This window comes from Gracilibacillus massiliensis (assembly GCF_001458115.1).
GTDB classification, from domain to species: Bacteria; Bacillota; Bacilli; order Bacillales; family Amphibacillaceae; genus Gracilibacillus; species Gracilibacillus massiliensis.
In genome coordinates, this window is record NZ_CZRP01000007.1 from 1 (window position 1) to 14,889 (window position 14,889).

At 35.7% G+C, this 14,889-nt stretch carries 17 protein-coding genes and 1 rRNA gene; 17 read left to right on the top strand and 1 reads right to left on the bottom strand.

Features of this window, described 5'->3' with window-relative positions; all coding sequences use genetic code 11:
- Nucleotides 1-224 precede the first annotated feature (224 nt).
- The 14 genes from rrf (at nucleotide 225) to BN3107_RS00190 (ending at nucleotide 9,853) form a co-directional block, all read left to right on the top strand.
- Nucleotides 225-341 (top strand): 5S ribosomal RNA (gene rrf / locus BN3107_RS00125).
- Nucleotides 342-461: 120 nt separating this feature from the next.
- Nucleotides 462-1,217 (top strand): class I SAM-dependent methyltransferase, encoded by a 756-nt coding sequence (locus tag BN3107_RS00130; RefSeq protein WP_058305622.1) that lies wholly within the window; start codon nucleotides 462-464, stop codon nucleotides 1,215-1,217.
- 116 nt (nucleotides 1,218-1,333) lie between these two features.
- Nucleotides 1,334-1,522: a sigma factor G inhibitor Gin gene (locus BN3107_RS00135; RefSeq protein ID WP_058305623.1), complete on the top strand. Its 189-nt coding sequence runs from the start codon at nucleotides 1,334-1,336 to the stop codon at nucleotides 1,520-1,522.
- 166 nt (nucleotides 1,523-1,688) lie between these two features.
- Entirely contained in the window at nucleotides 1,689-3,146 is a 1,458-nt protein-coding gene (locus BN3107_RS00140) for an aminotransferase class I/II-fold pyridoxal phosphate-dependent enzyme (RefSeq protein WP_058305624.1), read from the top strand.
- On the top strand, nucleotides 3,143-3,763 hold the full coding sequence (tmk, locus tag BN3107_RS00145; RefSeq protein WP_058305625.1) for a dTMP kinase: 621 nt from the start codon (nucleotides 3,143-3,145) through the stop codon (nucleotides 3,761-3,763). Before BN3107_RS00140 ends, tmk begins: the two co-directional genes overlap by 4 nt.
- A 33-nt stretch (nucleotides 3,764-3,796) precedes the next feature.
- On the top strand, nucleotides 3,797-4,126 hold the full coding sequence (locus tag BN3107_RS00150) for a cyclic-di-AMP receptor (RefSeq protein ID WP_058305626.1): 330 nt from the start codon (nucleotides 3,797-3,799) through the stop codon (nucleotides 4,124-4,126).
- 19 nt (nucleotides 4,127-4,145) lie between these two features.
- On the top strand, nucleotides 4,146-4,586 hold the full coding sequence (locus BN3107_RS00155) for a YaaR family protein (RefSeq protein ID WP_058305627.1): 441 nt from the start codon (nucleotides 4,146-4,148) through the stop codon (nucleotides 4,584-4,586).
- A 93-nt stretch (nucleotides 4,587-4,679) separates the two neighbouring features.
- On the top strand, nucleotides 4,680-5,669 hold the full coding sequence (holB, locus tag BN3107_RS00160; RefSeq protein WP_058305628.1) for a DNA polymerase III subunit delta': 990 nt from the start codon (nucleotides 4,680-4,682) through the stop codon (nucleotides 5,667-5,669).
- Nucleotides 5,670-5,675: 6 nt separating this feature from the next.
- Nucleotides 5,676-6,503: a PSP1 domain-containing protein gene (locus BN3107_RS00165; protein ID WP_058305629.1), complete on the top strand. Its 828-nt coding sequence runs from the start codon at nucleotides 5,676-5,678 to the stop codon at nucleotides 6,501-6,503.
- Nucleotides 6,504-6,518: 15 nt separating this feature from the next.
- Nucleotides 6,519-6,860 (top strand): DNA replication initiation control protein YabA, encoded by a 342-nt coding sequence (gene yabA, locus BN3107_RS00170; RefSeq protein WP_058305630.1) that lies wholly within the window; start codon nucleotides 6,519-6,521, stop codon nucleotides 6,858-6,860.
- Nucleotides 6,861-7,210: 350 nt separating this feature from the next.
- A complete protein-coding gene (locus BN3107_RS00175) occupies nucleotides 7,211-7,957 on the top strand; it encodes a tRNA1(Val) (adenine(37)-N6)-methyltransferase (protein ID WP_058305631.1) in 747 nt (248 codons plus the stop codon).
- The gene (locus BN3107_RS00180) at nucleotides 7,941-8,246 is read left to right on the top strand and encodes a GIY-YIG nuclease family protein (RefSeq protein WP_058305632.1); all 306 of its coding nucleotides are present in this window, start codon (nucleotides 7,941-7,943) and stop codon (nucleotides 8,244-8,246) included. The genes BN3107_RS00175 and BN3107_RS00180 overlap by 17 nt, the downstream gene beginning before the upstream one ends.
- Complete coding sequence (gene rsmI, locus BN3107_RS00185; RefSeq protein ID WP_058305633.1) at nucleotides 8,218-9,084, top strand: 16S rRNA (cytidine(1402)-2'-O)-methyltransferase; 867 nt, start codon at nucleotides 8,218-8,220, stop codon at nucleotides 9,082-9,084. The genes BN3107_RS00180 and rsmI overlap by 29 nt, the downstream gene beginning before the upstream one ends.
- A gap of 238 nt (nucleotides 9,085-9,322) precedes the next feature.
- Entirely contained in the window at nucleotides 9,323-9,853 is a 531-nt protein-coding gene (locus BN3107_RS00190; RefSeq protein WP_058305634.1) for a hypothetical protein, read from the top strand.
- Between the two features lie 90 nt (nucleotides 9,854-9,943).
- On the opposite strand, the gene BN3107_RS00195 is transcribed toward BN3107_RS00190, so the two are convergent.
- Nucleotides 9,944-10,222 carry an AbrB/MazE/SpoVT family DNA-binding domain-containing protein gene (locus BN3107_RS00195; protein ID WP_058305635.1) on the bottom strand — a complete coding sequence of 93 codons (279 nt, stop codon included), beginning with the start codon at nucleotides 10,220-10,222 and terminating at the stop codon, nucleotides 9,944-9,946.
- A gap of 436 nt (nucleotides 10,223-10,658) precedes the next feature.
- Here BN3107_RS00195 and metG point away from each other — a divergent pair, with 436 nt between their 5' ends.
- The 3 genes from metG (at nucleotide 10,659) to BN3107_RS00210 (ending at nucleotide 14,878) form a co-directional block, all read left to right on the top strand.
- Nucleotides 10,659-12,608, top strand: coding sequence for a methionine--tRNA ligase (metG, locus tag BN3107_RS00200; RefSeq protein ID WP_058305636.1), 1,950 nt, complete (start codon nucleotides 10,659-10,661; stop codon nucleotides 12,606-12,608).
- Between the two features lie 61 nt (nucleotides 12,609-12,669).
- Complete coding sequence (locus tag BN3107_RS00205) at nucleotides 12,670-13,437, top strand: TatD family hydrolase (protein WP_058305637.1); 768 nt, start codon at nucleotides 12,670-12,672, stop codon at nucleotides 13,435-13,437.
- A 193-nt stretch (nucleotides 13,438-13,630) separates the two neighbouring features.
- Entirely contained in the window at nucleotides 13,631-14,878 is a 1,248-nt protein-coding gene (locus BN3107_RS00210; RefSeq protein WP_058305638.1) for a G5 and 3D domain-containing protein, read from the top strand.
- Nucleotides 14,879-14,889: the final 11 nt, after the last annotated feature.

Sequence of the window (14,889 nt, forward strand, 5' to 3'; positions counted from 1 at the left end):
GGTTCGAGGTGGAAGCATGGTGACATGTGCAGCTGACGAATACTAATCGATCGAGGACTTATCTATACTAATAAAGTACGGTTTGTTTGAACCTTGTTTTACTTCTTATCTAGTTTTTAGGGTATATTTTTATATATACAGGGAAGCACTTCCTTTACATAAAGGAAGATCAACGAAAACCGTCACATCCATGTGACAACGTTGATCGACTTGCATCCTGCAAGCCTGGTGACGATAGCGGAGAGGTCACACCTGTTCCCATGCCGAACACAGTAGTTAAGCTCTCCAGCGCCCATGGTAGTTGGGGCTCGCGCCCCTGCAAGAGTAGGACGTTGCCAGGCATATCAAAAAATCCTTAGTCTTTATTAGACTGAGGATTTTTTAATATTATAAAATACTGATTCTCAAATTCCATTATATGGTGTAAAATCTATAATTAAATGGAGGGAGAGGATCAGAAGATGTTAGATGAATGGCAATCAAAGCTCTACGATGATAAGCATTATTTTGTTTCTAATTATGGCAAAGGCATATTGGAATTGTTAGAACCACTAAAAGGTGAAAAGATCCTTGATGTTGGATGTGGTACAGGAGATCTTGCTGTTGAAATATCCAAATCTGGAGCAATAGAGAAAGGTATTGATAAATCAGAAGACATGATACAAACAGCGCAATCAAAATACCCTGATCTTAACTTTGCTACGGTAGACATTCTAAATATGGATTATAACGAAGAGTTTGATGCTGTGTTTTCAAATGCTGCTTTACATTGGTTGCAACAACCAAAAGAAGGCTTACAAAAGATCTATCAGAGTTTAGGTGAGGACGGACGATTTGTAGCAGAATTTGGTGGGAAAAACAATGTGATGATGATTAGAAATGCGCTTCATGCAGCTTATAGTAATTTGTTTTCGGATTCCCCTCCTCTAAAGGAACCATGGTATTTTCCAAGTATTGCAGAATACACAACATTAATGGAAGAAGTAGGGTTTACTGTCCATTATGCTAGATATTATAGTAGACCTACACCCCTTGAAGGAACAGATGGTTTAGCTAATTGGATTTTAATGTTTGGAGAGGGAATGTTACAGCATCTAACAAAAGATGAGAAGAGAACACTTATTGAGAATGTAGAAAAAAGTCTTAAGACAACGTTATATATGGATCATCAGTGGATAGCAGATTATTGTCGTATTCAAGTTATTGGGAAAAAATAACCTCTTATAAAAAATGTTTCACGTGAAAAAGCGATGAAAATGTCGAAGAATTAAATCTAGTATTCTTTGTATATTTATTACTAGATTGGCCATACTATCTAATGGAGGTGTGGCAAATGGGGAACAATAGTAAACATATTTGCGGTATTTGTGATCAGACAAAAGAAGAAGGAATTTATTTATATCAGTTATATATTTGTCGAGAGTGCGAGAAAGAAATTCTTTCTATTCATCCTCAAGATGATAATTATCAATATTATGTAGAGAAATTGAGAGCTATTAATCAATCAACCTATACTATATAATGGAATCACGAATAGTGATTCCATTATTTTTATATGTTAGAAGAGCGTGAAATTTAACAAAAAGAGATTTTAAGAAGTAAAAATGTCGTAAAGTATAAGAAAACTGCGGCATTTGTTAAAAGGAAAAAGAGAATACCGAGTTTTTTTTATAAAGTGAGGCAACAATATGCATAAAAAACAAAGACAGACACCACTCTACCAGAAACTTATTCACTTCGCTCAAAGCAGGCATACATCTTTTCATGTACCTGGCCATAAAAGTGGTGGGATCTTTCCAGAGGACTTTTCAGAGATTTTTAGTGACATATTAAAAATAGATGTAACAGAATTAGAAGGTTTAGATGATTTGCATGCACCTAGCGGGGTGATTAAGGAAGCACAAGATTTAGCTTCAGAATGGTTTGGCTCGCTGTATACTTATTTTTTAGTGAATGGCAGTACAGTAGGAAATCTAGCCATGATATTAGCGACTTGCCGACCAGGAGACCAAGTATTGGTGCAACGAAACTGTCATAAATCAATTTTGCATGGTATCGAATTAGCTGGGGTACAACCGATTTTCTTACCACCAATGTTTGATGCTGAAAAACAAATGTATACAAATCCTTCAATACAGGTTATGAAGGAAACGCTCTATAACTATCATAATGCTAGAGCAATCCTACTTACATATCCTGATTATTTCGGGAATACGTTTAATTTAGAGGAAGTAATAGAGATAGCCCACCATAACAACATACTAGTGCTAGTTGATGAAGCACATGGTTGTCATTTTTCTTTACCTTTTATCGAGGTGCCGCCTTCAGCTGTCTCGTTAGGTGCGGATGTTGTTGTCCAGTCTGCCCATAAAATGACTCCTGCCTTAACGATGGCCGCATACTTACATGTACAATCTACAGCTATTGATCAACAAAAGATGAATTATTATTTGCAGATGTTACAATCAAGCAGTCCCTCTTATCCGATTTTAGCAAGTTTAGATATTGCTCGTTATTATCTAGCTACCTTTTCTGAACAAAAAAAGCTGTCTTTATTTGCTTATATTGAAAAGGTGATCACTTGTTTTTCTGAAAGTGATGCATGGGTATTAGAAAAAAAAGGACCGAATGATGATCCATTAAAATTATCATTGAGAGTTAATCAAAATGTAGATATTCAACAATTAAAGTCCTTATTTGAACAAGAAAAATTATATCCCGAACTCATTACTGATAAACATGTGTTATTTATATTTGGTCTCGAGCCTGTTATTGACCCTTCGATCTTAAGAAAGAAATTAGTAAGAATTCAACAAGAATTAAAATTTTCTGATAATCGTGCTACAATAGAGATTAATCACAATACTTATTATCATGAAAAGATACTTCCTTTGGCTATATCGTATGCTGATATGAAAAGGTTACAAGCAAAATGGTCAGATTGGGAGAATGCAATAGGAAAAATTGCAGCTGAAGCAATTATCCCATATCCACCAGGGATACCCTTAATAGCTAAAGGGGAAAGAATCGAGCAAATAACAGTAGAAAAAATAAAACAATTATTTCAACAACAAATAAATTTTCAACCGAGTAATCGACAAACAGGTTTATATGTATATGTTGTGGATGAAACTAGAGGAGAATGAACGTGTTTATAACTTTTGAAGGAGGCGAAGGTGCTGGAAAGACGACTATTCTACATAGACTGGCACAACGCTTAAGAGAAGATGGTTATCAAGTAATGACAACGAGAGAGCCAGGAGGAATCCCAATTGCCGAAAACATACGGGATATTATTTTAGATACTAACAATACGATGATGGATGCCAGAACAGAGGCACTTTTATATGCGGCTGCAAGAAGGCAGCATCTAGTCGAAAAGGTACAACCTGCATTGGAACAAGGAAAAATTGTCCTTTGTGATCGTTTTGTTGATAGCAGTCTTGCCTACCAAGGAGCTGCAAGAGGATTAGGAATTGAAGAAGTATATCAAATCAATCAATTTGCTATTGCAGATCACATGCCTGATTTGACCTTGTTTTTTGATATTCAACCAGAAGAAGGATTAGCAAGGATCCAGCGAAATAAAGAGAGAGAACAGAATAGACTAGACCTAGAATCTCTCCAGTTTCATCAACAAGTATACCAGGCTTATCAACAATTACTTATTAAATTTCCGAAACGTATCGAGAGTATTGAGGCAAACTTTGGTATAATAGAAGTAGAAGCACAAGCATATAAAAAGATTAAAGCAAGATTATAATATTTTCGTCCATTAAAAAAGGAGGCGGCAAACGTGAAATTAATTATGGCGGTTGTACAGGATAAGGATAGTAATCGTTTAATTGACGCACTTAGTGATCAACAGTTTAAAACGACAAAGTTATCATCTACAGGTGGTTTTTTAAAAGAGGGGAATACCACGTTAATGATTGGTTGTGAAGATCAGCATCTGGATGAGGCATTGGAAGTTATCCGTGATAACTGTAGTCAAAGGGAACAAATGGTTTCACCTGTCTCTCCTATGGGTGGTAATGCAGATTCTTATATTCCTAGGCCGATAAATGTCGAAGTAGGCGGGGCAACCGTATTTGTAGTACCAGTTGATGCGTTTCATCAATTCTAAAAGGTGGGTATAGCAAGATATGAAAATTAGTCAGGACATGCGTACACAGTTGGATGCATTAAATAAAAAAGAACAACAAGCTAGACCGCCTTCACAAAGGTTCGATACGCTTGTAAAGCAGCAATCTACCCAAATGCAACAGGCACAGTTACAAAAGTTAATGAGTGAATTAACGGCACAAGGTCAAAAGATTGCTCGTTTTCGTTCTTTTAAAGATCTGGCAACCTATAAAAGAATGGTAAAACGCTTTGTGAAAGAAGCTGTTGATTATGGGTTAACCTTAAAACAATCGCATAGTTTTATGCTGGATGGTGATAACAGGAAATTAACGATTGTAGAAGAAGTAGATGAGAAATTAGTAGAATTAACCGAGTCTGTGATGGATCAGGAAAAGAATTCGATACAAATCTTGGACCTTATTGGAGAGATTAAAGGGCTTCTCATTAACTTATATACGTAGTACGTCATCAAGAGGATAGATTAGGAATGGTTACTAATCCATCCTCTTCTTTTTACAAATTAGAAAAACATAAATTAGAAAGTAGGCAATTTAATGGATTTAGTATGGGGAGATATGGTGGAAAAACAACCGATCGTCAGTAAAATGGTGATGAATAGTATTAGTAAATCAAGAATATCCCATGCCTATCTATTTCATGGTGATAAAGGCACAGGCAAATTTGAGTTAGCTCAATTATTGGCGATGAGTATCTTTTGTAAAAAAAGGACAACAATTGATCCTTGCCACCAATGTAGTGATTGTCGACGAATTAAGAGTGGCAATCATCCTGATTTACATATGATCATTCCTGATGGTGCAAGTATAAAGAAAGAACAAATATTACATTTACAAAAAGAATTCACCTATACAGGATTAGAATCTAACAAAAAAGTGTATATTATTTCTCAAACCGAAAAAATGACGGACAATGCTTCCAATCGTTTATTAAAATTTTTAGAAGAGCCAAGTCAACAAACCACAGCGATTTTATTAACCGAAAACAGTCATGCGATTTTGTCCACGATTCGATCAAGATGTCAAATGATCGCTTTTAAACCTTTGAATCCAAAACAACTCGAAAAAAGTCTTCAATCAGAAGGATTAACAGAGGCAAATGCGCGAATGATGACCGCGGTAACCAATAATGTACCTCAAGCAATTGAAAAGAGTAAGGATACTTGGTTTGCACAGTCACGAAAATTAGTGGTACAATTAATTGAAATGCTTCAACATAATCGAGGTGAAGTTCCAATATTTGTGCATACTCAGTGGATGCCACATTTTAAAGAACGTTCGCAATTGCAAGAGGGATTAGATTTATTATTAATATGGTTTCGAGATGTGGTTCATTGTCATCTTGAAGAAACCTCTGCCATCGTTTTTGCTAATCACCAAGATAAATTAGAAGCAGCAAGCATGTTTTGGTCAATCGGCCATGCTACAGAATGCTTGCAATTTATTATGGAAGCAAAACGAAAATTAGAACAGAATGTGCACCCACAATTAGTATTGGAGCAACTAACACTTCAAATACAGAGGTGAATTTTTGTGATAGAAGTAATTGGTGTCCGCTTCAAGAAAGCGGGTAAAATATATTATTTTGACCCAAGTGACCTAAAAATCGATAAAGATGATTATGTCATTGTGGAGACAGTAAGAGGAGTAGAGTTTGGTAAGGTAGTTGTTGCCAATAAACATGTTGATGAAGAAGATGTTGTTCTTCCATTAAAAAAGGTAATTCGTATTGCCAATGATAAAGATAAGCTTATCGTTGTGGAAAATAAAGAAATTGCTGAAGAAGCCTATCAGACTTGTCAGGCGAAAATTAAAGAACATCAACTAGACATGAATTTAGTCGATGTTGAATATACATTTGACCGAAACAAAGTGATTTTCTACTTTACGGCAGATGGCAGAGTCGATTTCCGTAATTTAGTAAAAGATCTTGCATCTGTTTTTAAAACACGGATTGAATTGCGGCAAATTGGTGTAAGAGACGAAGCGAAGCTATTAGGTGGAATTGGTCCTTGTGGTCGTATGCTTTGTTGCTCGACTTTCCTAGGAGATTTTGAACCAGTATCGATTAAAATGGCAAAGGATCAAAACTTATCATTAAATCCTTCTAAAATATCTGGTTTATGTGGTCGTCTAATGTGTTGTTTAAAATATGAGAATGATGATTATGAAACAGCTAAAAAGGAATTACCAGACCTTGGTGAGAAAATAACTACTAGTTATGGCCATGGTAAGGTAGTTGGCCTCAATATTTTAGAACGTCTCATTCAAGTCGAAATTCCAGAGAAGGAACGAATGATTGAATATACGTTAGATGAGTTGATTGATGAAGGAGTTATTAATACCCAGGCCACAGAATAATGGGGTGTAAGTGACGTGAAGAAAAAAGAACTATTTGAACAAGTTTCCGATATGGAAGAACAAATCGGCCAATTATATCAGCAATTAGGTGATTTGAAACAACAGTTAGGTGAAATGTTAGAAGAAAATCATCGAATAGAAATGGAAAATCATCATCTCAGACAACGATTGGATAGTGAAACAGAAGGTCAGGAAGGTCATCAACTTGATGAAGATGACCCTGGCATAGGGGAAGGTTACGACAACTTGGCAAGGCTTTATGAAGAAGGCTTTCATATTTGTAATGTCCATTTTGGAAGTCCAAGACAAGAAGGCGACTGCTTATTTTGCCTACTCTTCCTTAACAAAACAAAATAAAATCAAAAGTTTAAGGCTGACGCAAACCAAGTGTCAGCCTTTTCTCTAGAAAGTAACCTATAAAATCTTTACAATAAACCTAAACGTGCTGCGAAGTTAATAAAACAAATAAACAATGTTCTTCACAGGATAATGCCTTCTCTTGACGGGATATACCCTGCGCTTCACTGGATAATTGGTTTGCTTCACGGGATATGAAGACTTATCCCGTGAAGCGATCACTATATCCCGTTAAGACATTCGATTATCCCGTCTACAATACCTCATATCCCGTAAAGGGGATCAACTTTTTATAAATTGTCACTAGTTCGCAATCTACTGAGTGAATTGTGTAATGAAGGAGAAGTAACATGGAATTAAAAGATGATGAAAGAATTGATGATTTATTGGTAGATCAAACGATGCAAATCATCCAAAGCCCGACGGTATTTTCCTTTTCAATTGATGCAGTCTTATTAGCGCACTTTGCGTCAGCTCCTAGAACAAGAGGGAAGATTTTAGATTTATGTTCTGGTAATGGAGTTATTCCCTTGTTATTATCCCAACGGTCGACTGTTCCGATAACAGGAGTAGAGTTACAAGCAAGGTTATATGATATGGCATGTCGAAGCATAAAATTAAATGATGTAACGGAACAAATTAGCATGATACACGGAGATCTAAAGGAAATGCCATCCTATTTTAAAAATAATAAATTTGATTTAGTCACCGTTAATCCACCGTACTTTAAAACTGATAATAAGAAACATCAAAATGCTAATGATCATTTAACGATAGCACGTCACGAAATTTATTGTACACTAGAAGAAGTGATCCAGTCCTGCAGTAAGTTAGTGAAATCTGGAGGGAAAGTAGCGATGGTGCATCGTCCTTCACGATTTGTCGATATTGTCACCTTATTCCGACAATATAAAATAGAACCAAAAAGAATACAATTTGTCTATCCAAAAGAAGGTAAGGAAGCGAATATATTATTAATAGAAGGTATTCGAGATGGCAGTCCTGATTTGAAGTTTTTATCGCCTTTATATACATTTGATCAAAATGGAAATTATACGAAAGAGTTAGAGGGCATATTATATGGTAGAAAAAATTAATCATTATGTCTACATACTGAAATGTAAAGATGAAACATTATACACAGGTTATACCACTAATATAAAAAGAAGATTAAACATGCATGAACAAGGAAAAGGTGCTAAATATACGAGAGGAAGAGCTCCTTTCCAATTACAATTTTACCAACGGTGTGAGACAAAATCAGAAGCACTTAAGTTAGAAGCAAAAATCAAGAAGCTTCCGAGAGCTAAAAAAATGCTTTTTATAAAGAAAAAGCAAAAAGAAGGGTATGGCGCAGATGAAAATACAAAAAAGCTACCAGAATGAACAAGATAAAGGGATGCTGTATGTTGTGCCGACACCAATCGGTAATTTGGAGGATATCACTCTTCGTGCATTAAAGGTATTAGAGGAAGCGGATGCAGTATTAGCTGAAGATACAAGAAACACCGGAAAGCTTCTTCACCACTTTGAATTAAAGAAAAAGATGATCAGCTATCATGAACACAATAAAATGATGAGACAGGATCAAATAATAGAAATGTTAAAAGAAGGACAAATGCTAGCCTTGGTTAGTGATGCAGGCATGCCCGGTATTTCTGACCCAGGTTATGAAGTGATTAATGCTGCTATCTCTGCAGATTTGACGGTAGTGGTATTACCTGGGGCAAATGCTGCATTGTCCGCCCTAGTTGCTTCAGGATTACCAACAGACCATTTTTACTTCTATGGTTTTCTACCACGAAAGAAAAAAGATCGGGATCATGCCATAAACGTACTGAAATCTATTGATACTACAGTGATCTTATATGAATCACCGCACCGGATTAAAGAAACAATTGAGTATTTAGCAGAACAACTTGGTGACAGGAAAGTTTCTATTGCTAGAGAAATAACGAAACGGTATGAAGAATACATAAGAGGTAACCTTCAAGAAATTGCCGATTGGTTAAGCGAACATCCAATCAAAGGTGAGTGCTGTATTGTTGTGGAAGGAAAAAAAGAAGAAAACTCCTCCCAGTGGTGGACAAACCTTACATTAAAAGAACACGTAGAAAAAATCATGGAATTAGATCGTAATACAAGTAAAGAAGCTATTAAACAGGTAGCAAAGGAACGGAACCTTTCAAAGCGCGAGGTGTATAGTGCCTATCATGTAGAATAGCTGATAAAAAAAGCGATCAATAATAAGTAGTTCAGTTTTGGAGAGTAAATTGTACTTCAAAATGGACTACTTTTTTCATTTTCAATTACATATAAAATGCAATTGAAAATAATAATTGAAGTATGTAATTTTATGGTATTATATTAGTGTAACTTATAATAAATTGCTCATTCAATTAGCGCGGCAGTAACGTTTAACATGAGTAGAGAAATAAGGTTACAAAAAGGGAGATATATAAATGACTTTACACCATTTCATTGGGTCCAATACAGAACTTCCTATTGGTAGTTTTGCTAGGAACCCAACATATAAACCTCTTTCAGAAGTGAAATTAAAAGGAGTAAGTTTAGATAAACATTTGAAGAAGAATAACAGTTCTAACCGTATAACGGTCTACGAAACAGAAGAAGATGCAAGTGGAATTGATGTTTTTGACTTAGATACTGGATATGAACCAATAAGAAATAAATTCACCACGCCTTTTGTATATGAAGTACAAGGCTACTTTCAAGCAAACAATACATTAGGTCAACGTAAATCAATCAAAACACTTTTTAATTATATTGATGAACATTTATTAAAAGAGGATTTCATTGAAATATACTCTTGTTGGGATGGGCATGAGGAAAAAGAGAAAGAAGAAAGCAAAGATGTAGTTATTAACCTTAGTACGTTCCAATTTGGAAAACATTTAAAGTTAAAAGACATAAATCATCTTTGCGAAACATTCTTTTTAGAAGATAAACAATACGTGTTGATAAAGAAATAAAGGATATTAATCTATTAAACGGGGACGTTGGTTGAAAAAGAACTGTATAGATAAAGCAAAAGAGCTTGGAATTACTCCAAGCTCTTTGTGTTATTTATTCATCTTTTGTTGAATCTCATCGATTAGTGCTTGCGCGCCTTCTGGGCTAAGTACTAATTTACCGTCTGCTAACGTAAAGTTATCGTCAGAGATGTCACCAGTAACATGACATGTCATGTTTGGCTTATATTTTTGTAAGATGATGCGCTCGTCATCGACATAAATTTCAAGTGCATCTTTCTCGTTAATTCCTAATGTACGACGAAGTTCGATCGGAATTACCACTCGACCTAGCTCGTCTACCTTTCTTACAATACCTGTTGATTTCATTATTTATTCTCCCCTTTGATAAATAAATTCGGCAATATTCGACAACTATAGCGTTATAATACCATTAGTTGCCATTAATGTCAAACCAAAAATATCTATTTTTTTCAAGCATTTATAAAAAAATTGAAAAAAACCAGGACTTTTTGATATTATCATTCTTTAAACTATATTGGGTTATAAGTTTGTCAAATTTAGGCGAAAATATATGAATCAAGCGTAACCGTCTTACTACATCCCTTTAATATTCAAGTACCAACAAAGAAGTTAAGTAGTGATAAGCAGGCGCTAACATCTGATGAGATTTGTTAGTAATCAGTAGGAAATTGAAATTCCTTCTAATTGAAGCCTCCCTTTATGATGGAAAAATGTTCGAAAAATCGCTACAATAAAAACAGACTGTTTATTTATAGTAAAATTGCGTTGAGGAGGTATAACAATGGCAGAACAAAAGAAGACTTTTTATATAACAACGCCCATCTATTATCCAAGCGGTAATTTACATATTGGCCATGCGTATAGTACGGTTGCAGGAGATGCTATGGCACGATATAAACGACTACGAGGATATGATGTTCGTTATTTGACAGGAACGGACGAACATGGGCAAAAGATACAAAAGAAAGCGGACGAGGCTGGAGTAACCCCACAAGCATATGTCGATGACATCGTAAGTGGTATTAAAGATTTGTGGGAGAAGTTAGATATTTCCTATAGTGATTTTATTCGTACAACAGAAGATCGTCACAAACAGGTTGTCGAAAAAATCTTTGCGAAATTATTAGAACAAGGTGATATTTATTTAGATGAATATGAAGGCAGTTATTGTACTTCTTGTGAGTCTTTCTTTACTGAACGTCAATTAGATAATGGTCGGTGTCCAGATTGTGGTGGCCCGGTAGATCATGTAAAAGAAGAATCTTATTTCTTTAAAATGAGTAAGTATGTCGATCGACTACTTGCCTTTTATGAAGAAAATCCTTCGTTTATCCAACCAGAAAGCCGTAAAAATGAAATGATCAATAATTTCATTAAGCCAGGATTAGAGGATCTAGCGGTATCCCGTACTACTTTTGATTGGGGTATTCAAGTGCCAGGTGATCCAAAGCACGTTATTTACGTATGGATTGATGCATTGTCGAATTATATTACCGCCTTAGGATATGGAACAGATGATGATGAATTGTATCAAAAATATTGGCCGGCAGATGTCCACCTAATGAGTAAAGAGATTGTTCGTTTCCATACCATTTATTGGCCAATTATGTTAATGGCTCTGGATTTACCATTACCAAAGAAAGTATTTGCTCACGGTTGGATTTTAATGAAAGACGGAAAAATGTCGAAATCAAAAGGTAATGTTGTCAATCCGACCGATTTAACGGAGCGTTATGGTCTTGATGCTTTACGTTATTACTTGCTAAGAGAAGTTCCGTTTGGATCAGATGGTGTTTTTACACCTGAAGGATTTGTCGATCGAACGAATTATGACCTTGCAAATGACTTAGGTAATCTACTAAACAGAACGGTAGCAATGATTAATAAATATTTTGATGGTCAAGTCCCTGCTTTTCGCACGGCAGAGGATCAATTTGATCAACAACTAGAGAACTTAGCCAAAGAAACAGTGAATAATGTAGAAGAAGCACTAGATGAAATGGGCTTCTCGGTTGCATTGACGCACATATGGAAATACGTGAGCAGAACCAATAAATATATTGATGAAACAGCACCATGGGTTTTAGCGAAGGACGATAGTAAACAAGAGCGTTTAGGAAATGTCATGGCGCATTTAGTAGATAGTTTACGTCGTATCGCTATTCTATTACGTCCTTTCTTAACACAAACACCAAATCGTATTTTCGAACAAATTGGTGTGACGGATGAATCGAAACATACATGGGAAAGTCTATTAGATGTTGGAAGTATAGAAGCTGGTACTAAAGTGGTGAAAAAAGATCCTATTTTCCCACGCTTAGATGTCGAAAAAGAAGTACAAATCATTAAAGAGATGATGACAAAACCGGAACCAGACAAAAAAGAAGCAAGTAAAGAGCAACATAATGAAATTACCTATAATGATTTTATGAAACTAGATTTACGCGTAGCAGAAGTAACACATGCTGAAAAAATGAAAAAAGCGGATAAATTATTACGTATCCAGTTGGATCTAGGATCAGAAAAAAGACAGGTTGTATCAGGCATTGCCGAGTACTATTCACCAGAAGAGTTAGTTGGGAAAAAAGTGATCTGTGTGACGAACCTAAAACCGGTAAAATTACGTGGTCAACTTTCTGAAGGAATGATTCTATCAGGAGAAGATGAAGATGGTTCATTATCCCTGGCAACCGTAGAATCCAACCTGCCAAATGGATCGATCGTAAAATAATAAAGCAGAAAACGCTTATCATCTAACCAGTGATAAGCGTTTCCGCATTAGGAGGATATTTATGTTATTCGATACACATGTGCATTTAAATGTCTCTCATTTTGATGAGGATCGGGAAGAAGTGTTACAAAGAGCAAAAGAAGCTGGTGTCGAAAAAATGGTGATTGTCGGATTCGATCATGAAACGATACCGAAAGCAATCGAAATGGCAGAAAAATATGATTATATGTATGCAGCTGTCGGCTGGCATCCAGTAGATGCTATCGACATGACTGATAAAGAATTAGATTGGTTAGAAGAGCTTTCCGCCCATCCAAAAGTGGTCGCCTTAGGAGAAATGGGACTTGATTATCATTGGGATAAGTCTCCAAAGCAAATTCAAAAAGATGTTTTTCGTAAGCAAATTCAATTAGCTAAAAAAGTAAATCTTCCAATTATTATTCATAATCGAGAAGCAACGGAAGATATTATACAAGTATTGCAGGAGGAGAAGGCAGAAGAAGTCGGCGGCATTATGCATTGTTATAATGACTCAGTAGAATACGTGGATGCATGTTTAGCGATGAATTTTTATATATCACTTGGTGGTCCTGTAACCTTTAAAAATGCATCATTGCCAAAAGAAGTAGCTAAATATGTACCCGAAGATCGTTTACTTATTGAAACTGATTGTCCCTTCTTAGCGCCTCACCCAAATCGAGGCAAAAGAAATGAACCAGCATATGTAAAATTGGTAGCGGAAAAAATCGCAGAACTACGGGAGCAAAACTTTGAAGAAATCAGTACAAAAACAACAGAAAATGCCAAAAGATTTTTTGGGATTAAATAGTGTTAAACATAACGCAGGATAGCCTTTAATCAATTGTTACTGTATTGTAATCTATTTGAAATATTCATCGATAAAAAGCAGGAGAACCCTTGAATTCAAAGGATTCCCCTGCTTTTTTATGTCTAATTAGAAGTTTGACACAAGAAAAGGAAGTTTATATAATACAACGGCGAGTAAAAAGGAGGGAAAGTTCATGAAACGTCTCAAATTTAGTCGCCTTTTGAGCAATAAAGACTTCGTTTACGCATTGACACTATTAGTATTTATTGGATTTATCAGTTTCTCTTATTATGAATTATCAAAAGCGGAAGTGACCTATGCTCAGGACGACGAAACAACAACAGTGCGCACACATGCTAAGACTGTTGAAGATGTACTAAATGAACTGGCAATTAATGTGGGGGAACATGATGATCTTTCACATAGTCTAGATGATCTCGTTACATCAGATATGGAAATTGAACATACAATAGCAAATCAACTCATTGTCAGCATAGATGGCGAAGAAGAAGCATATTATACAACAACAGATACTGTAGAAGCTTTTTTAGAAGAACAGAATATTGAATTAACAGAAAATGACCAGGTTTCGGTAGCATTAGATACTAAAGTGGATGAAAATCTTGAAATAGGTATTGAAAAAGCGTTCCAAGTAACGATTAATGATGCTGGAGAAGAACATCAAGTTTGGACAACAGGTGGATCTGTCGAAGAATTGTTAAATGAACACAATATCAAACTAAATGAACTAGATAAGGTTGAACCAAAAACCACTGCTTCATTAAGTGATAACTCTGATATACATATCACCAGAGTAGAAAAAATCACTGACGTAATCGAAGAAGAACAAGATGTTCCGGTAGTAAAACGAAATGATGATTCTCTTGATAAAGGTAAAGAAGAAGTCGTGTCTTCAGGTGAGCCAGGTCTGATCGAAAAACACTACGAGGTCGTGTTAGAGAATGGTGAAGAAGTATCAAGAGAGCTTGTTAAAGAAGAAGTGAAAAAAGAAAGTAAAGAGAAAATAGTAGCGATTGGTACGAAAGAAAATCAACCACAACCGACAAAAGCAAATACGTCAGCGAGTGCGTCAAATACATCGAGCAGTTCAGAAAAAGTTTCACGTAGTGGTGAGACTAAATCTGAAGGTAAAACGCTTTACATGAAAGCAACAGCTTACAATTGGGATTGTCCTTCGTGTGATGGTAGAGGACTGACTGCAACAGGTTACAATTTGAAGGCAAATCCAAACGGTGTAGTAGCAGTAGATCCAAGCGTTATACCATTAGGAACCAAAGTTTGGGTGGAAGGTTACGGCTATGCTATTGCACGTGACACAGGTGGTAATGTTAAAGGCAATAAGATTGACCTTCATATGCCAACTAGACAAAAAGCAGCAAGCTATGGTGTGAAAACCGTACAAGTGAAAATTATAAAATAATTATGAAGGCT